The organism is Spiroplasma endosymbiont of Aleiodes alternator (assembly GCF_964031135.1).
Lineage (GTDB): Bacteria > Bacillota_I > Bacilli_A > Mycoplasmatales > VBWQ01 > Spiroplasma_E.
In genome coordinates this window covers 1199618-1219573 of sequence record NZ_OZ035008.1, presented here as the reverse complement: position 1 = coordinate 1219573, position 19956 = coordinate 1199618, and the positions used below count along the sequence as shown (strand labels likewise).

The following is a 19956-nucleotide window of genomic DNA, read 5'->3' as shown; positions in this document are numbered from 1 at the left end:
TAAAAAATATTTTTAAAATTAAGAGAAAAAATAAAAAAATAGCAGTATAATGCTATTTTTTGTTATAATTATATTATAAAAATTAAATAAAAAAATATATGAAGTAATTAATAAAGTTAATAAGTTATTTTGCGAAAGTTTAACTTAAAGATTATATTAATTATATCATAAATTTTTTTGTTTTTAAAGCATATGAAAGGAGATTTTTATGTGCAAGAAGAAAAAAAAATAAGAACAATTTTTAATGATGCTACAAAATTAAGAGAAGCATTAGAAAATTATTTTATTCATTGTAAAGAGTTTGATGAAGTACCTACTAAAATTGGTATGTTAGTTTATTTAAATATTACAGAAAATAATCTTTATAGTTGAAAACAAAAAAAGAGAAATACTTTTTTACAACAAATTAATTGAGTATATTTACAAATACGCCATATTAATACACAAAGATATTTAAAAGCAAATGCAAATAATACTGCATGATATTTAGAAAGAGCATTTGTGAAAGAATATCATTTATCTACAAAAATTGATATAAAAAGTAGTGATAATACAGCCCCTATAGCAATTAGTTTAGATAATAAATAAATGGGACTTTCCTAAAAACTGTGTTTTTAAATAAATTTTAGTTGTAAAATCACTAAGTTACACAGATTGCTGGAAAGTCCCGTTTTTCTAATGATATGGCAGTTTTTAAAATATTTTATTTAGCAATTGAAAATATAACAAAAAAATGAACAATGCCCATTCAAAATTGAAATACAGCAATTGCTCATTTTATGATAAAATTTGAAGATAGAATTAATCTAAACTAGTACTTTGTAAAACAAAGATACACAGATTACATAAAAGCCTCGAACTAATATTACGAATTAACAAAAAAAATATAATTAATAATGTAAATTCAGAAATTAATTTGGGTTTTCTCCCTTTATGTAGTACTTTAAATTTTATCACATAAATGTTGAGAAAACCCTATCTACGGACTTCTCCCCACATTTTTAAATCAAACATAGCATTACAGTTTCAAAACTAGGTATCTTGTTGAATTTATATGCAGCTTCTTTGGCATATAAATGAACATGATGTTTTGCAACTTTGATATGTGTTTTAAATGTTCTTCTTATATGTTTTCAAACTGATTCAATTTCGTTGGTATTGACACCAGTTTTTGAAATATAGCCATCTTGATGGTTAACTGTTTCATGCTTAGTGAAAACCAATTTCAAATCGTGATATCCTTTTCAAGAATCAGTATGTACAACACACTTTGAAGAAATGTGGTTTATTGCAAACTGCAAAAGATTTTTACTGTTTGCGTTTTTCAATATTTTCACAATTAAATTATTGGTTGTTTTTTCATAAATCCCAACAATCAAAGTTTTATTCACCAAGGATCTTCCTTGTTTTTTAAAACCCATATGTGAAAGATACATTTCATCCATTTGCACTATCCCCTTCAACAATGAATTGAGGTTCTTGTTTAGCAATGGCACTTCGGATTTTATGACCCATTCTTCAAGCTGTTTTCAAGGTCACTCCCAACTCTTTTGCAACATCAGTTGATGGAATTCCATGTTTGGTGTTTATTCATCTAAAGATGAGATAAAACCAAGATGTCAAAGGTGTTTGTGACTTGTAAAAATGGTGTTATGAAGAATAGTAAATGTTTGATGACATTTCAAACATCTTATTCTTCTTAAATCAGAAGTATTCAAACTTGTTCAAGAACACCTGATACATTTGTTTTCCTTCAAACTTGCTATATATTTCAAACAATTCTTTTCAGTTTGAAATATTCTGTTGAATTCATTTCAATTCATTTTTCCTCCACAAGTACATGTGGGGAGAAGTCCGATTAATTTTTCTGTAACAAATAAAAGCAAATCAAATTTATCACAAATATAAAAAAAATTTATATAAAAAAAGTAAATACTTGTTTTTAGTATTTACTTTTTTTAAAGTTATAGTTATTAATAATTTAATTAGATTTTAACCTTCATCAATAATACTTGAAGTTGGTTTAATATTATTAATAGGTGAGTGAATTTTTGCTTTATGTTTATTAAAAATAAAATCATATACTTCAGAATAAAATTCAACTGAAACAATATTTAATTTTTTCTTTACTTCTTCTGGAATATCTTCTAAGTCTTTTATATTAGCTTTTGGAATTAAAATTGTTTTTAGTCCACTACGATGAGCAGAAATTGATTTTTCTTTTAATCCACCAATTGGTAATACATGACCACGAAGTGTAATTTCACCTGTCATACCAATATCTTTTGATACAGGTCTACTTGTCAGAGCAGAAATAATTGCAGTTGTTAAAGTAATACCAGCACTTGGACCATCCTTTGGCACTGCTCCTTCAGGAACATGGATATGAATATCATGTTCTGCAAAGAAAGTATCAGGAATATTGAAAGTAATAGCATTTGCTTTAATATAATCTAAAGCAATAGTAGCAGATTCTTTCATGACCTCACCTAATTTACCAGTTAATACTAAATTACCTTTTCCTTTAAAGTAGTTTACTTCAATTGGTAAGATATCACCACCATATTGAGTATAAGCAAGACCAGTTACCACTCCAATTTGTGATTCATTTTCTTTTTTAGTATAATCGAAAATTTGTTTTCCTAAATAATCTTTAACATTATAAGCAATAATTTCTTCAGTACTAATTTTTTTATTTAAAAGTTTAACAATAAATTTACGAGCAATTTTATTTAATAATCTTTCTAACTGTCGAACACCTGATTCTCTTGTATAATATTTAATTATTTCTTCAATTGAATTTGGTTTAAATTTTAACATTTTATTATTTAAACCAGTAATTTCAATAACACGAGGAATTAAATATTTTTTTGCAATTTCAAGTTTTTCTAATTCTGTATATGAAGAAAGTTCAATAATTTCCATTCGATCTTTTAATGGTTCAGGGATACCTTCCATATAATTAGCTGTTGCTAGAAACATAACTTGTGATAAATCATAATTTTCTTCAATATAATGATCTGAAAAATTAGCATTTTGTTCAGGATCTAATACTTCTAACATAGCACTAGCTGGATCACCACGATAATCAGATGACATTTTATCAATTTCATCTAATAAAAATAATGGATTAATAACTTTAGCACGTTTCATACCTTGGATAATTCTTCCTGGCATCGCACCAATATAAGTTTTACGATGACCACGAATTTCAGATTCATCTTTAACTCCACCAAGTGAAACTTTAACGAAAGTACGCCCCATCGCTTCAGCAATTGATTTAGCTAAAGAAGTCTTACCAACACCAGGAGGGCCAACTAAACAAATAATTTGTCCTGGCATTGCCTTAGCCATTTTTTTAACAGCAAGATATTCAATAATTCTTTCTTTAACTTTTTCTAAACCATAGTGATATTTATCAAGAATTTTTTTTGCATTAATTAAATCAAATTTTTCTTCACTTTTTTGAAATCAAGGTAAAGTCATCATTCAATCAATGTATGTACGAATTATATTTGATTCACTTGAAGCTTGCGGCATATCTTCATAACGACTAATTTCTTCTTTAACACGCGTTTTGATTGCTTCAGGAAACTCTTCTGTTTCTAAGCGTTCTAAATAACGTTTCATTTCATTAGACTTACCATCAATTTCGCCTAATTCTTCTTTAATAGCACGCAATCTTTCTCGTAAATAATATTCACGTTGTTGTTCATCAATACGATCTTTAATTTTAGCTGTTAAATCCTTTTCAATGGCACCAACTTGTTTTTGACCACCAACATCTTTCAATAATAAATCTAAACGTTTATTAATATCAGTTTCTTGTAAAATTTCTTGGCGTTTATTGATAGTTAAAAATGGTAAAAATTGAGCCATTTTATCAATAATTTCACTAGCTTTCATTCCATCGGTGATTTGACTAATTACACCTTGTGGAATTGAACCATGAACATCTAAAATCTGTTGTAAATTATTTACAATTCTTTGAATCAACTCTTCTTCTAATGATTTTGAAACATTAGGACTAACTAAAGTTTCAGCATCTCCTGTATAAAATTTATCATCATAAAACTTAGAAACTTTAACTCTTTGTTGTCCATAAAAAGATACGGTAAGTGTACCATCATTATGACTTTTTTGAATTTGCACTTTACACAAAGTACCATGATTGTAGACTTCACTTAATTGCGGATTATCTACTTTCGGATCCTTTTGCGAAACTAAAATAATTTCTGAATTAAACTTAGCTACCGATTCATTAATTGCCGCTACTGATTTATGTCTGCCAACTTCTAGTTCTATTTCAACTGTTGGGAAAACAAAACTTCCTCTTGTTACTAGTACTGGAATATTAGTAATATTTTTTATCTTCATTGTCTCACCTCAAATAATGTATTAACTGGATTATAATATAAAACATTAGCACTTGCAATAGTTAATTGCTAAAATATCTAATTTTTGATTTATACTATACTATTACAGCAGCACTTATTAATTCATATTTAATTTATACTAGTAGTATTTTATTACATTTATTTTTTTTTTGATAATTTTTACTTTTTGAAAAAAATAAACGATAAAATAACCTAATTATTAAATTGGTAATTAGGTTATATAATAATTATCAAATTAAATTAAGCACTTGTTGTTTGCTTTTGGTTTTTACCGTTACTTTCTCATAATAAATCAAAGGCTTTATTACGTTTTAGGGTAGTAGTAACTAAACTTAAATCTTTAATATTTGCTTTAACTTCTTCAATACTTATTTTAAATTGGTCGGCAAATATTGTTAATTGTTTTTGAACTTCTTCTTCGGTAATTTCTATTTTTTCTTGTTTAATAATTTCTTCAATAACTAAAAAATTCTGAAGTTGCATAATTGCATCCTTTTTTATTTCATTAATAATTTCTTCATGAGATAAACCAGTTGCTGCCATATAGTTTTCAATTGTAAAGTTTTGATTAGCTAATTGTTTTTTAAATTCATTTTCTAAACGTTCAGTTTCATTTTTAACAGCAAAATTTGGAATTATTATTTTTGAATCTTTAACAATTTTAGCAATAAGTTCTTTCATAAATTGTTCCTTAATTGTCATTGTTTTTTGTACTTCAATTTGTTTTTTAATATTTTCTAATAATTGTTCAGTAGTAGTAACATCTGGAATGTTAACATCTTTTACTAATTCTTCTAAATCTTCATTAATAACTTTTGTTTTTATTTCGTTTAATTCAATTTCAAATTGTACTAATCGACCTTTTAAATTTGGAACATGATAATCTTTTGGGAAAGTTACTTCAATAGTTTTTTTAGATTTAGGTTCCATACCGATCATTCCTTCTTCAAAACCAGGAATAAATTTACCAGAACCAATTTCTAATTCCATGTTTTTAGCTTCACCGCCAGGGAATTTTTTACCGTCTAAAAAACCAGTGAAATTAAAAACTGCAGTATCATCTTTTTCTAATTTTCCTTTTTCTTTTGGATTAAAAATAGCAAAACGATCTTGTAATAGTTTAATTTGAGTATCAATTTCTTCTTGATTAACAGTTGCTACAGGTTTTACTATATCAATACCACGATATTTACCAATAGTAATTTCTGCTGGTAAATCAAATACAAACATTATTTCACACTCTTTAATAGTAGATTTTTCCACATTAACTTCGGGTTGATTAGTAGGCATTAAGTTAGGTTTTTGTTTTAAGACAAAATCATAAGCAATAGTAATAACTGCTTTAGTTGCTGTTTGTAAAGTTTGTTCTTCAGTTACATGTTTTTTAGCCATTTTAGTAGGAACTTTTCCTTTACGAAATCCAGGAATTTCTACTTGTGCAATCAATTTATTTTCAGCTTTTGCCAATTGATCTTTTCAAGTTTTAGCATCAATGGTAACATGTCATTTTCCAAGACCATTTTTTTCATCTTTTATAATATTTAATGTCATTTTTCAAATCTCTCCTTATGTAATTTGTTGTTGAATCATAATACTTAAGTATTTTTTTATTAAAGTAGTAGTAGTTTTAAATTTTTTAGCACTTTCTACCAATTTTACACTAATAAACTGTAAACTACAAGCACGAATATACAAAGCAGCTGCTAATGCTGCTGCTTGATTTTTATTAGGTAATGTTGGAAACAAATTCTCAAAATAACTATCCAATAAAAATAAGCAAATACCATAAATACCTGGATTATCAATATGAACTTCATCTTCAAATATTTTTGTAATTTTTAAATAAACGAGTGATTCTTGTCATTGTGTTATTTTTTTTGGATTAATTTTAAATGTATCATGACCTTTTATTACTTCTATTTCTTCATCAATACCTTGATTATTTAATATAAATAATAGTTGTGTTTTATTTATATTATTTATATTTTTATTTGTAAGATAAATCTTAATTGTTGGCAAAATTAACCTAGCATTATGACTTTGTAAATAATAAAATGCCACCGGATGAAGATCTTCATCAAATGGATTCATTAATACACGACTTATTCTCTCTAAATTTCACTCATGATTTTCATTTTTACTATTTAATCTAATATGAGTAGTAATATTATGATGTAACTCTTGTAATGTAATTTCATGATGAATAGGAATATAAGGCATCTCTAATTCATGTTTGACCAACTTCATTGCTTGATCTCATTTATTTTCACTAATGAGGTGGTTAATTTTACCAATAATGTCTTGATAATAATTGTCATGATTTATCATTATTTAGTTAAACCTTCTTAGTATTTTAAAATTTAATGGCGCCCACGAGAAGATTCGAACTTCTGACCCCCGCCTTAGAAGGGCGGTGCTCTATCCACTGAGCTACGTGGGCATAACATTTACCATAAGTAATCTTAACTTGTTTGATTAAAAAATGCAATTATTAATTGGTTACTTTTCAATAAAAAAATAATATTATTATATTTAATATTATTTTGATATTTCATTATGTACTTTTAAGCAATAATTTTTTTTAAAAAAATAAAATATTTTCATTTTTTTATATTATAATAATTTTTGTAATTTAATAATTGTTCATTCCTAATATAGAAATAATTTCTATATTAGGATTTTTATTAAATTAAATATTGAAAAAGAAAAGGAAGAAAAATATTATGTCTAGTGAAATAAGTACAAAAAGAAAAGTAATTGCTGGTGTCACAATAACTACAGGAACATTAACAACAACCGCAGGAATAACAGCAGCTTGTGTTGCTGCAGCACCTATGACTGGTGGTGCTTCATTATTACCAGCTGCTATTGGTGGAATTGCTGTTGGTACAACTTTAATAGCTAGTGGAATGGCTACTACTACAAATTTTGAAAGAAAAGAATCAAGAATTAACAAATTTTTAAGAACAAATCCTACTATCCCCACAGTAAGAGTATCAAAAGAAAATGTTAATCCTAATGACATTAAAGAATCACACATTAAGGGGACTTTCCAGCAATCTGTGTAACTTAGTGATTTTACAACTAAAATTTATTTAAAAAACACAGTTTTTAGGAAAGTCCCAGATTAACAAAAAGAGTATCAAAAGAAAATATTATTCCTGATTACATTAAAGTATCTAATGAACTAGCAAATTCATCAAAAGAACCAGTTATGAGAACCAGAAGTTTAACAGTAACTTCTGTCTAAAAAGAAAACAAATTACATATTCATTTAAAAAACATTAAATTATAATTCATAAAATGCATAATATAACAAAAATAATTAATTTATATTATAATTATTTTATAATTTAATAAATGTTCATACCTAATATAGAAATTATTTCTATATTAGGATTTTTATTAAATTAAATTAAATTTAAATGAAAAAGACAAAGATTAAAAGATATGCCTACAAAAAATCAAATATTATTTAGCAAAGCAGAACTTAAAGGGCTTACTAAAACACAAATACAATCATTTACAAACACTGTCAATAAACAAGAAATTGATAAATTTATTTTTGAACATCTAGAATAAAGTAGACACAGAATTGTAACCTTTGTGTTAAAAATACTTTAAGGAAGGTGTTCATTTTTTTATGGCTAAATGACTATCAAAAGAAGAAAAGTTAAAAATAATAAAAATAAGTAAAATTAAAACAATTGATAAAACCCATTAGAGTATGGTATTGGTCGATCATCAATAAAAGAATGAATTAAAGCATATAAATTATTAGGTGAAAAAGGTTTAGAATATGGCAATGGAATTCGTGCTAAAAAAACCAAAAGAACAGGTTGACCCAAATCTTTAAATTTTAATGAAATGACAAAACAAGAATTAATTGAATATATTGAGGGAATGAACGATATAAAAAAGTATTTAGAAAAATCGACAAAAAAGAAGAAATATTTTGTGATTTTCTCATTGAAGAAAAAATATCAGATTAGTTATTTATGTTGATTATTAAATGTTTCAAAATCAGGATATTATAAGTGAATTAAGAATGGAATGAATGAATTTAATAAATGAGATACATTTTTAGCTAATATAATTAAAAATATTTTTTATGAATTTCAAGAAATTTATGGTTATAAAATGATAACTTTATGAATTAACAAAATTTATAATTTAAAATTAAAATTTCATATTGTATATAGATATATGAAAAATATGAGTTTAAAAGCTAAGGTTCGCATAAAAAAATTTGATTATAGAACTAAATCAGGAAGTTTAAGATATGATAATTTATTAAAACGTGATTTTTCAACTACTAATTTAAATGAAAAATTAGGTACTGATATAACTTATTTATTAACTAATGGTAAAACATATTATTTATCAATTGTTAAAGATTTTCATAATAATGAAATATTAGATTATAAAATAAGTGCAAGTTTAGACATGACATTTGTTGTCCAAAACATTATCCAAGCTTGAGTTAATGCTCAAAAACCTACTTCATGAATTTTACAATCAGATCAAGGATTTCACTATACAAATCCTTCTTATAAAATTTTATGTGATGAATTAAAAATAAAAATTTCAATGTCTAGAAGAGTTCCTGGGGACTTTCCAGCAATCTGTGTAACTTAGTGATTTTACAACTAAAATTTATTTAAAAAACACAGTTTTTAGGAAAGTCCCAATTCCGATAATGGTGCTACTGAAACTTGATTTGGAACAATGAAAACAGAATTTCTATATCAAATTCCAAAAAAAAATAGAACTATTGAATGAATACAAGACAACTTACCTAAATATATTTACTTTTATAATAATTATCGACCTCAAATAAAATTAAAAGGAATGAGTCCATTCGAATATCGATTAGCTCATTCCAAACCAACAAATAATTACTTCATACCTATAAATTTAACACTTACAAACGCTATTTTATAAAATTTAATAAAAGGTTACTTTTATTGTCCACTTTTATTGACAAGTTCAGAACAAATGTCTACCAAAAAATAGTCCTAAAAAGGGTTGCCATTCCACTTTTAATAAACCATCTATACAAACAAGAAATCAACAATTAAATTCAAATTTTAATGTGAATAATATAAATGCTATTTTTGAAACTGAACCATTACCTAAAACAAATAATTCAATAATACCTTCATGATAAAAAGTAATGCCTAATATTTAGGCATTACTTTTTATTGCAATTAAATTATTTTGTTTTTATTTTTTATAACTAAAATTTCATACTTTTTTTATATAAGAATAAGAATTTTAATTAAGTTATAATTAAAATATGAAATTTGATTAAACATTAGAATAATGATTTAATATATTTTAATTAAAATATAGTTATTATTGTCAATTATTTAGTATTAAGAGAGGGAAAAATATATGAATCAAGATTTACAAAAACTTTTCCATGAAATGGATTTTAATGATGTTAATAATGAATTTAATCATGCTACTATTAAAAAAGTACAATATTTTCATCATAATCAACAAGTAATAATTACCATCAACTTACCTAATTTTCTAACAACTACTACTTTAAAAAGTTTTGAACAACATTTTGAAAAATTACCTGTTTCGAATATTAGTGTCGATTTTAATGTTCCCCTTACTGCTGATGAATCAACTGTATTAACATATTTTCATTATATTAAAACTCATAAATTGCAACTATTAGCTGGCATTTATTATTCTTTACCCGACTCAGCAATTAATTATAAAAATAATATTATTACCATTACTATTCATAATAGTATTGAAGAAAAATTAATAACTAATGAATTTTTACAATTTATTAACTACTTTCAACAATATGGTTTTAAAAAAATTCAATTAAAAACTAAAATAAATAAAGCAGAGCAACCATTTATTAGTTATGAAAATGAATCTAAAGCAGAAATTAGCAAAATTACTAACAATTTAAAAACTAAAATTCCTAACAATAATATAAGTAAAAATTTTAATACAACTACTTATCGCAAAAAAGCAAAAGTTAATTTAGAAATAACAGACCCAACTCATAGCATTAAAGATATCATTGGCGATGAACCCAATATTATTATTAGTGGTAAAGTTTTTAAAATTAATAAATTTTTAACTAAAACTCAAAAATGATTTTATTCATTTTGAATTACTGATTATAGTGATGCAATTACTTGCAAAGCATTTATTAATAGCGATCAACCAGATGAGAAATTTGATAATATTAAAGTTGATGATTGAATAAAAATTAATGCTAATAGTCGTTATGATAATTATAGTAAAGAACAAGTACTATGAATTGATGATTTAATTATTGATTTAAATAATAAAAATACCAACAATAATGATGATGCTAAAACTAAAAGAATTGAATTTCATACTCATACTAAAATGAGTGCTATGGATGGTATTACTTCAGCAAGTGATTATATTAATCAAGTAGCTAAATGAGGACACCAAGCAATTGGTTTTACTGATCACTTAAATGTACAAGCATACCCAGATATTGCTAATGCCGCTAAAAAACATCTAAACTTAAAAGTAATGTATGGTGTTGAAATGGATTTAATCCCCAATAATATTAGTATTACTAAAAATAATATTAATACACCATTATTAGATTTAGAATACATTGTTCTTGACTTAGAAACAACCGGTTTATCAACCAATTACCACGAAATTATTGAATTTGGTTATACAATTGTTAAAGAGAATATGATTTTAAAACAAGATACAATTTTAATTAAACCAAATAATCCCGTACCTGAACATATTACTGAACTTACTAGTATTACCAATGTTATGTTAAAAGATAAACAAACATTACAACAAATATTGCCAACAATTATTGAAATAATTGGCAATAAAACAATAGTTGCTCATAATGCTAACTTTGACTTTGGTTTTTTACAAGCAGCAATGAAACAATTGGGTTTCATGCCTTTAAATAATCCTGTCATTGATACTTTGCAATTATCTAGAGCAATTCTACCACAACTAAAATATTATCGATTAGGTACTATTTGTCGTACTTATGGCATTAAATATGATGATGAAATTGCCCACCGTGCTGATTATGATGCTAATGTATTAGCACAAGTATTTTTAAAAATGTTACAACAATTAAAAACAGAATTTAATTGTATTAATTTACAAGAAATTAATAACTTAATTAATGAACAAATTAATTTTAAACTTCGTGGTGAACATATTACTATTTTTGCAAAAAATCAATTAGGATTAAAAGATTTATATCAATTAGTTTCACTATCTCATACAAAGTATTTTTATAAAACACCAAAAATCATATCAGAAGCAATTAATGAAAATAGAAAAGAATTATTAATTGGTAGTAGTTGTATAAATGGTGCTGTTTTTGAAACAGCATTAAATAAAAGTGAAGAAGAACTAATTAAAATAATGAAATGATTTGATTTTATTGAAATCCAACCACCTGCTGTTTATAAACACTTAATACAGTTAGGAAATATTACTAAAGAACAATTACATGATACTATTAAAAAAATTATTAATAATGCTCTTAAATTAAATAAATTAGTAATTGCTACTAGCGATGCCCACTATTTACATCCCCATGAAAAAATGTATCGTGATGTTATTATTAATAGCAAAGCAATTGGTGGTTTGTTACACCCATTATTTGATCGTAAAGGTAAAGTTACATCATATCCCGATCAACATTTAAGAACTACTAATCAAATGTTAACAGAATTTAACTTTTTAGATGACCCTAATTTAATTAATGATATTGTTATTAATAATCCTTTGCAATTAGCAAAACAATTTGAAATGGTTAGACCAATTAAAGATGGCTTATTTACACCAAGTATTGTTAATGTTGATACTAAATTACGTAATCTTTGTTATGAACAAGCATGAAATCGTTACGGTAATCCATTACCAACATATGTAGAAAAACGTTTAACTCGCGAATTAGATGCAATTATTACTCATGGTTTTGCTGTTGTTTATTGAATTGCACACAAATTAGTAGAAAAATCTTTACAAGATGGTTATCTTGTTGGTAGTCGTGGCTCAGTTGGTTCATCTTTAGTAGCTACTTTTGCTAACATTACTGAGGTTAACCCACTACAACCACACTATTTATGTCCACAATGTAAAACTAGTGAATTTATTAGTAATGGTTCTTATAAGTGTGGTTATGATTTACCAAAAAAAATATGTTCACAATGCAATATTGATTTAATTACTGATGGTCATGATATTCCTTTTGAAACATTCTTAGGATTTGATGGTGATAAAACACCTGATATTGATTTAAACTTTTCTGGTGAATATCAAAATAAAGCTCATGATTTTACTAAAGAAATGTTTGGTGAAGAAAATGTTTTTCGTGCTGGAACAATTTCAACAATTGCCAATAAAACAACTTATGGTTATGTTAAAGCTTATGCAGAAAAAATTGGTCAATCAGATATGCGTGCAGCAAAACTAGAGTTACTAAGTCAAGGATGTGTTGGTATTAAAAGAACAACTGGTCAACATCCTGGTGGTATTATTGTTGTACCAAAAGAATATAATATTAACGATTTTACACCAATTAATTTTCCAGCTGATGATACTAGTTCTACATGAAAAACTACCCACTTTGATTTTAATGCTATTCATGATAATTTATTAAAATTAGATATTCTGGGTCACGTTGATCCAACAGCATTAAAAATGTTAGAAAATTTAACTGGTATTGATCCAAAAACTATTCCTAATCAAGATGAAAAAGTTTTATCATTATTTTCTAATTTAAGTGCCTTAAATATTACTAGTGATGATTTACTTGGCGAAAAAACAGGAGCAATTGGTATCCCTGAATTTGGTACTGGTTTTGTTCGTAAAATGTTAAATGATACATTACCTACTTCATTTTCTGAATTAGTACAAATATCTGGTTTATCACATGGTACTGATGTTTGATTAAATAATGCTGATGAATTAATTTCACAACAAGGTTTAAAACTAAAAGATGTAATTGGTTGTCGTGATGATATTATGACTTATTTAGTATATCAAGGCTTACCAGCAAAAATTGCCTTTAACATTATGGAAGATGTCCGTAAAGGAAAAGGCATTAAACAAGAATATGAAAAGTTAATGCAAGAAAAGAAAGTTCCTAATTGATACATTAAATCTTGCAAAAAAATTAAATATATGTTTCCTAAAGCACACGCTACTGCTTATGTATTAATGGCATGAAGAGTAGCTTGATTTAAAGTTTATTATCCGCATGAATATTATGCTACTTATTTTACAACAAGATGTGAAATTTTTGATATTAAAACTATGTTACAAGGCATTGGTGCTATTACTAATAAATTAAAAGATATTAATAACAGATTAAGAAAAAATGATGGTCAAAAAAATACAGTTACTACTAAAGAAAAAGATTTAATCCCATTATTAGAAGTAGCATTAGAAATGAATGCTAGAAATATTAAATTTAGGAATATTAGTTTAGAACATTCTGATGCTAAACTTTTTCAAGTTAAAGTAATAAATGGTGAAAAACAAATTTTACCACCTTTTATTACTTTAGATGGATTGGGTGAAATTGTGGCTAATTCAATTGTTAAAGCAAGGAGTGAACAAGCAATTACTTCAAAAAATGATTTACAACTACGAACTAATATTACTAAAACTAATTATCAACTATTAAATGAGTTAGGAGTATTAGAACATTTAGAAGAAAATACACAATTAATGTTAGAATTATAATACAAAGAAAAAAGAAAAGATGTGGGATTATTATGTATAAATTAAGTAACAAAGCCAACTTTTATATACGTTTATCTGCATTAATAATGATAATTTTATTTTTAATTATTGATTTAATTAGTGCAATATATTATCCAATGGAAAAATTTGAATATTTAGTATATGGTGAACGAGTAAGTAACTACTATGCTTTTTTTACTACTGAGAGTAATTATATGGTTGTTATTTATTTTTGTGTTTATTTATTTGATTCTTATTTTTGTGGTACTAAACCAAGTTTTCAAACTCGATTAGCAGTAACTGTTTATATTACTATTACGATGTTAGTATTTTGAATAGGTATTTTCACTGCTGAGCAAGATCCAAAACAATACAGTGCTTATAATTGAATTGCAACATTAATTTTACACTTATTAATGCCAATAATTATGATTACTAGCTTTATTGTTACATCAGGTCATCAATATATTAATATGAAACAACAACATAAAATATATTTATGATTAATTGTTATTTATCCAGCAATTTATTGTATTGTTATTCTAATTAGAGGTCATTTACGTTATTTAGATTTTATAGAAACTGGTCATCCACCAAGAGATACATGATATCCATATTTTTTCTTTGATTATTCAAATGGTGAATATGGATGATTAATCGCTGCTAGTGCCGTTGTTTTTGTTTTTGGTTTAGTTTTCAGTTTACAATATTTTTATATTTGAATTAATAATTTAATGTTCAAACGTTATCAAACTTCTGAACATCGTTTATATGATTTTTATCAAAAAATATTACGTCAACTTAATAAAAAAAAGAAAAGCAAAATTAAAAAGAAAAGAAAAAAGTAAAAATTTAAAACATATCTTATATTCCTTACATGATAAATATTATTGATATAATTAAATAAAAAAGAAAAGTTAGGTGATTGTAATTGAAAATTAACTTGAAAACAATGTTAAAACATGCACAAATTAACAAATACGCAATCGCAAGTTTTAACTTTGATAATTTAGAAATGTTAATTGCAATTACTAATGCAGCCGAAAAACTGAACTTGTCAAGAAAAGTGGACAATAAAAGTAACCTTTTATTAAATTTTATAAAATAGCGTTTGTAAGTGTTAAATTTATAGGTATGAAGTAATTATTTGTTGGTTGGGAATGAGCTAATCGATATTCGATTGGACTCATTCCTTTTAATTTTATTTGAGGTCGATAATTATTATAAAAGTAAATATATTTAGGTAAGTTGTCTTGTATTCATTCAATAGTTCTATTTTTTCTTGGAATTTGATATAGAAATTCTGTTTTCATTGTTCCAAATCAAGTTTCAGTAGCACCATTATCACAGGAATTACCTCTTCTAGACATTGAAATTTTTATTTTTAATTCATCACATAAAATTTTATAAGAAGGATTTGTATAGTGAAATCCTTGATCTGATTGTAAAATTCATGAAGTAGGTTTTTGAGCATTAACTCAAGCTTGGATAATGTTTTGGACAACAAATGTCATGTCTAAACTTGCACTTATTTTATAATCTAATATTTCATTATTATGAAAATCTTTAACAATTGATAAATAATATGTTTTACCATTAGTTAATAAATAAGTTATATCAGTACCTAATTTTTCATTTAAATTAGTAGTTGAAAAATCACGTTTTAATAAATTATCATATCTTAAACTTCCTGATTTAGTTCTATAATCAATTTTTTTTATGCGAACCTTAGCTTTTAAACTCATATTTTTCATATATCTATATACAATATGAAATTTTAATTTTAAATTATAAATTTTGTTAATTCATAAAGTTATCATTTTATAACCATAAATTTCTTGAAATTCATAAAAAATATTTTTAATTATATTAGCTAAAAATGTATCTCATTTATTAAATTCATTCATTCCATTCTTAATTCACTTATAATATCCTGATTTTGAAACATTTAATAATCAACATAAATAACTAATCGAGGCTTTTATGTAATCTGTGTATCTTTGTTTTACAAAGTACTAGTTTAGATTAATTCTATCTTCAAATTTTATCATAAAATGAGCAATTGCTGTATTTCAATTTTGAATGGGCATTGTTCATTTTTTTGTTATATTTTCAATTGCTAAATAAAATATTTTAAAAACTGCCATATCTTTAGGAAAAACTTTTTTATTTCTGATAACTTTTCGTAATTGACTATTTACAGATTCAATAGCATTTGTTGTATAAATCACTCTTTTAATTTCTGCAGGATAACTAATAAAAACAATTAAATTATCTCAATTTTTATATCAAGATTTAGCAATTTGAGGATATTGTTTATTTCACTTATTTTCAAAGGATTCTAAAGCCTGCATTGCTTGTTCTTCACTACATGCAGTATAAATTGGTTTTAAATCTGCAACTAGAGATTTTCTATGCTTATATGAGACATATTTCAAACTATTTCTAATTTGATGAACTATGCATAATTGATGTTCTGTTTTAAGATAAACTGATTGTATTGCTTCTGACATGCCTGTTAAATTATCACTGCAGGCAATAAGAATATCATTTAAGCCACGATTTTTCATTTCTGTTAAATTTGCTAATCAAAATTTAGCACCTTCATTTTCACTAATTCATAAACCTAAAACATCTTTTTTACCTTCTAAATCAACTCCTAAAGCTATATAAACTGATTTATTAATAATCCTTTTATCTTGTCGTACTTTCACTATTATGCAATCAAAATAAACAATCGGATAGACACTTTCTAATGGTCGATTTTGCCATGCTTTTACATCATCAATAACATCATCAGTAATTTGACTAATAACACTTTCACTAATATCAGCACCATGATATAACTCTTGTAATTGCATTCTAATATCTGATAATGTCATACCTTTTGCATATAAAGAAAGAACTTGTTGATCAAAACCATCAAATCTTCTTTGTCTTTTTGCAACTATTACAGGATTAAAATTACTATTGCGATCTCGTGGTACATCAATCTCAATTTTACCTTGTTGAGTTATTAATTTTTTTGAACTTATACCATTACGAGCATTGTCACTATTACTATGTTGATTCTTATCATATCCTAAATAATTTTGCATCTCAGAATTCAACATTTTTTCTACTAATCTTTTTGTTAATTCTTTATACAATCCTCCCTCTTTAAAAACTGTTGTTAAATCTTCAGTATTTTCTAATAATAAATCTACTGCTTTTGATATTGGATCATTATTATTAATATTTTGCTTTTTAGCCATCTGTAACTCACTCTTTCTAGTCATTTAATTATATTTACTAGAATTAATTAAACATAGTTATTTTTGTAAGTTACACAGATTACTAAACATTACCAACTAATCTGATATTTTTTCTTCAATGAGAAAATCACAAAATATTTCTTCTTTTTTGTCGATTTTTCTAAATACTTTTTTATATCGTTCATTGCCTCAATATATTCAATTAATTCTTGTTTTGTCATTTCATTAAAATTTAAAGATTTGGGTCGACCTGTTCTTTTGTTTTTTTTAGCACGAATTCCATTGCCATATTCTAAACCTTTTTCACCTAATAATTTATATGCTTTAATTCATTCTTTTATTGATGATCGACCAATACCATACTCTAATGCGGTTTTATCAATTGTTTTAATTTTACTTATTTTTATTATTTTTAACTTTTCTTCTTTCGATAGTCATTTAGCCATAAAAAAATGAACACCTTCCTTAAAGTATTTTTAACACAAAGGTTACAATTTTGTGTCTACTTTATTCTAGATGTTCAAACAAAAAGCACCAATATGTTTAATGATAACACCTAACACTATTAATTGTATTGATTTAAAATATGTACTTGCTATTACTAACAATGTTATTAATCGTGCAAAAGTACCAATTTTTTTACAACTAGACCACTGTCTTGATCCACACTTTATTAAAACTAAAATTACATCTGATTTTAGTTCAGTTATGTTAAATTACAGTAACTATCCAATTAAAGAAAATATTGAAAAAACTAAAGATATTGTTCATTTTGCTGCTCCTTTGGGTATTATTGTTGAATCAGAGATTTTTTACAATAATACAAAAGGAGATATTACTAATGATATTAATTTAATTGAACAAACAATATTATTTAGAAATAAAACTAATATTAATGGTCTTGTATTTACTGCTATCAATAGTCATCATCAAGATAATAGACAAGATTTAAAAATTTCTCTAATTAAAGAAATTGCTATTAAAATGCCTGAAATTTTTTTAGTATTACATGATAATGTTACTATTAATAATGAACAATTAACTCTAGCAATTAAAGCTGGTATTACTAAAGTTAATATTAGCAGTGATTTAAGAAAGATTTATGTTGAAAGTCTAAAAAAAAGTTTGCAAACTAACTCTAATTTATCTAATATTAATTCCTTAATAGAAAATGCAATGATAGCTATTCAGAAATTTGTTGAAGAAAAAATAATTCTCTTAGGAGCAAATAATCGATATAAATTTTAGTTTTTATACTTATAGATTTTATTTCAAAATAAAAAGTGAACAATATTGTTAACTTAAAATAGTTACTATTTTATTTTTTTAAAATATAAATAATTAAGAAAATTGCTCAAAACTTTTTCATTCAAATTTATTATCCTATTTATAATAGGATTTTATTATAAAGTAAAGATTAAAAAAATATATCTTTAATAGTAATAGCAATAAAGATAACTAAAAATAATATAGCTCCAGCAATACTGACAATAATTTTGTATTTTTCATTTAATTTTTTTCTTGTTACCGCTTCAACTGCATTTTCAACAAATTTATAACCATCCAATGGCGGAATTGGTAACATATTTAATAAAAATAAATTAGATGATAATAATGCTGCTCAACGAAAATATGTACTTGCTGCTTGTGTTGATGATAAATCAGGATTTAAAAAACTATTAGTTGATTTAACAATACCAACAGGTCCTGATAAATTTTGCCAATGAAAAGTAACTAATTGTCCTAATGCTTGTAAAAGACTGTAACTATCTTTAAAAGTATCAATGATACCATTACTAATAACTTGCCCTGCATTTAAATAATAACTACCTTGACTAACACCAATGAATAATACTCCTTTTTGTTCTACAGGTTTAAAAGTAACAGTTTTATCATCTTTACTATCAAAAGTAATTTTGTAGTCAGCAATAACTGTACCATTAGTAGTCTTTTTATTATATTTACTTAATCATGTTTGTAAATCATAATATGATTTAATTGATTGTTTAGATTCAATATCACCAGTATTATAAATACTAGTAATAGCATCAGTATCTAAAATTGGAAAACTTGGATTATCTTTATTATATTTTTGAACAGCTTCATATAATGGTCCTGTTGTTGCATAGGTTGGTGGCAAGTTAGGATCATATTTATGTGGATAAATTCCATATCCAATCATTAATAAAATAAAAGCTAATAATAAATTCATTAGTGCACCTGCACTAATGAAAGCTGCTTTTTTACCACGTTGCAAGTTTTCCATCATTCGTTTACTATCAATTACTTCATCTTCTCGTCCTTTAGGAGCATCAGCAATTTCTGAAGCAATAGAAACATAACCACCCAATGGTAATAGTCTTAAAGTATAACGTGTTTCTTTTTTACCTCACTGCAAAAGTTTTGGTCCCATACCAATAGCAAATTCATATACATATGCTCCTGATAATTTAGCAATTACAAAATGAGCAAATTCATGCAAGGTAATTAAAAATAATATTGTAAATAAACCAATTAAAATGGCTAAAAATATATACATAACTTCATCCTTAAATTTT

Annotated in this window: 17 protein-coding genes, 1 tRNA gene and 1 pseudogene; 9 read left to right on the top strand and 10 right to left on the bottom strand. The window is 25.2% G+C overall.

All coding sequences use genetic code 4. The features are described from left to right. Positions 1–210: 210 nt before the first annotated feature. Both ACQH20_RS07235 and ACQH20_RS07230 read left to right on the top strand, forming a co-directional pair. Complete coding sequence (locus ACQH20_RS07235; protein ID WP_425377044.1) at positions 211–588, top strand: terminase small subunit; 378 nt, start codon at positions 211–213, stop codon at positions 586–588. 74 nt (positions 589–662) lie between these two features. Beyond that, a pseudogene (locus tag ACQH20_RS07230) lies at positions 663–815 on the top strand (IS256 family transposase); the annotation flags it as partial. Positions 816–1001: 186 nt separating this feature from the next. Here ACQH20_RS07230 and ACQH20_RS07225 read toward each other — a convergent pair. The 6 genes from ACQH20_RS07225 to ACQH20_RS07200 form a co-directional block, all read right to left on the bottom strand. Further along, positions 1002–1445 (bottom strand): IS1595 family transposase, encoded by a 444-nt coding sequence (locus tag ACQH20_RS07225; RefSeq protein ID WP_425377043.1) that lies wholly within the window; start codon positions 1443–1445, stop codon positions 1002–1004. Then, on the bottom strand, positions 1411–1533 hold the full coding sequence (locus ACQH20_RS07220) for a hypothetical protein (protein WP_425377042.1): 123 nt from the start codon (positions 1531–1533) through the stop codon (positions 1411–1413). The genes ACQH20_RS07225 and ACQH20_RS07220 overlap by 35 nt, the downstream gene beginning before the upstream one ends. Before the next feature lie 459 nt (positions 1534–1992). Continuing rightward, positions 1993–4377, bottom strand: a complete 2385-nt coding sequence (gene lon / locus ACQH20_RS07215; protein ID WP_425377041.1) for an endopeptidase La — start codon at positions 4375–4377, stop codon at positions 1993–1995. Between the two features lie 260 nt (positions 4378–4637). Further along, complete coding sequence (tig, locus tag ACQH20_RS07210; protein WP_425377040.1) at positions 4638–5948, bottom strand: trigger factor; 1311 nt, start codon at positions 5946–5948, stop codon at positions 4638–4640. A 15-nt stretch (positions 5949–5963) separates the two neighbouring features. Further along, a complete protein-coding gene (locus ACQH20_RS07205) occupies positions 5964–6725 on the bottom strand; it encodes a DUF3196 family protein (protein WP_425377039.1) in 762 nt (253 codons plus the stop codon). A gap of 36 nt (positions 6726–6761) precedes the next feature. Continuing rightward, positions 6762–6837: transfer RNA gene (locus ACQH20_RS07200), tRNA-Arg, on the bottom strand. 283 nt (positions 6838–7120) lie between these two features. On the opposite strand from ACQH20_RS07200, the gene ACQH20_RS07195 reads away from it, so the two are divergent. From ACQH20_RS07195 to ACQH20_RS07170, 6 genes are all read left to right on the top strand, one after another. Beyond that, positions 7121–7465, top strand: a complete 345-nt coding sequence (locus ACQH20_RS07195; protein ID WP_425377038.1) for a hypothetical protein — start codon at positions 7121–7123, stop codon at positions 7463–7465. 799 nt (positions 7466–8264) lie between these two features. Beyond that, positions 8265–9035 carry an IS3 family transposase gene (locus ACQH20_RS07190; RefSeq protein ID WP_425377037.1) on the top strand — a complete coding sequence of 257 codons (771 nt, stop codon included), beginning with the start codon at positions 8265–8267 and terminating at the stop codon, positions 9033–9035. Positions 9036–9125: 90 nt separating this feature from the next. Next, entirely contained in the window at positions 9126–9341 is a 216-nt protein-coding gene (locus ACQH20_RS07185) for an IS3 family transposase (RefSeq protein WP_425377036.1), read from the top strand. A 453-nt stretch (positions 9342–9794) separates the two neighbouring features. Then, entirely contained in the window at positions 9795–14144 is a 4350-nt protein-coding gene (locus ACQH20_RS07180) for a PolC-type DNA polymerase III (RefSeq protein WP_425377035.1), read from the top strand. Between the two features lie 32 nt (positions 14145–14176). Next, positions 14177–14992, top strand: coding sequence for a Pr6Pr family membrane protein (locus ACQH20_RS07175; RefSeq protein WP_425377034.1), 816 nt, complete (start codon positions 14177–14179; stop codon positions 14990–14992). An 83-nt stretch (positions 14993–15075) separates the two neighbouring features. Then, positions 15076–15252, top strand: coding sequence for a class II fructose-bisphosphate aldolase (locus ACQH20_RS07170; RefSeq protein WP_425377033.1), 177 nt, complete (start codon positions 15076–15078; stop codon positions 15250–15252). Here ACQH20_RS07170 and ACQH20_RS07165 read toward each other — a convergent pair. From ACQH20_RS07165 to ACQH20_RS07155, 3 genes are all read right to left on the bottom strand, one after another. After that, positions 15242–16051, bottom strand: coding sequence for an IS3 family transposase (locus tag ACQH20_RS07165; protein ID WP_425377032.1), 810 nt, complete (start codon positions 16049–16051; stop codon positions 15242–15244). The two genes, ACQH20_RS07170 and ACQH20_RS07165, sit on opposite strands and share 11 nt — an antisense overlap. 108 nt (positions 16052–16159) lie before the next feature. Beyond that, on the bottom strand, positions 16160–17398 hold the full coding sequence (locus ACQH20_RS07160) for an IS256 family transposase (protein ID WP_425377601.1): 1239 nt from the start codon (positions 17396–17398) through the stop codon (positions 16160–16162). Positions 17399–17487: 89 nt separating this feature from the next. Next, positions 17488–17844 (bottom strand): hypothetical protein, encoded by a 357-nt coding sequence (locus tag ACQH20_RS07155; protein WP_425377031.1) that lies wholly within the window; start codon positions 17842–17844, stop codon positions 17488–17490. Between the two features lie 70 nt (positions 17845–17914). Here ACQH20_RS07155 and ACQH20_RS07150 point away from each other — a divergent pair, with 70 nt between their 5' ends. Continuing rightward, on the top strand, positions 17915–18646 hold the full coding sequence (locus ACQH20_RS07150; protein WP_425377030.1) for a class II fructose-bisphosphate aldolase: 732 nt from the start codon (positions 17915–17917) through the stop codon (positions 18644–18646). Positions 18647–18815: 169 nt separating this feature from the next. Here ACQH20_RS07150 and ACQH20_RS07145 read toward each other — a convergent pair whose 3' ends face one another. Then, complete coding sequence (locus tag ACQH20_RS07145) at positions 18816–19937, bottom strand: site-2 protease family protein (protein WP_425377029.1); 1122 nt, start codon at positions 19935–19937, stop codon at positions 18816–18818. Between the last annotated feature and the right edge of the window lie 19 nt (positions 19938–19956).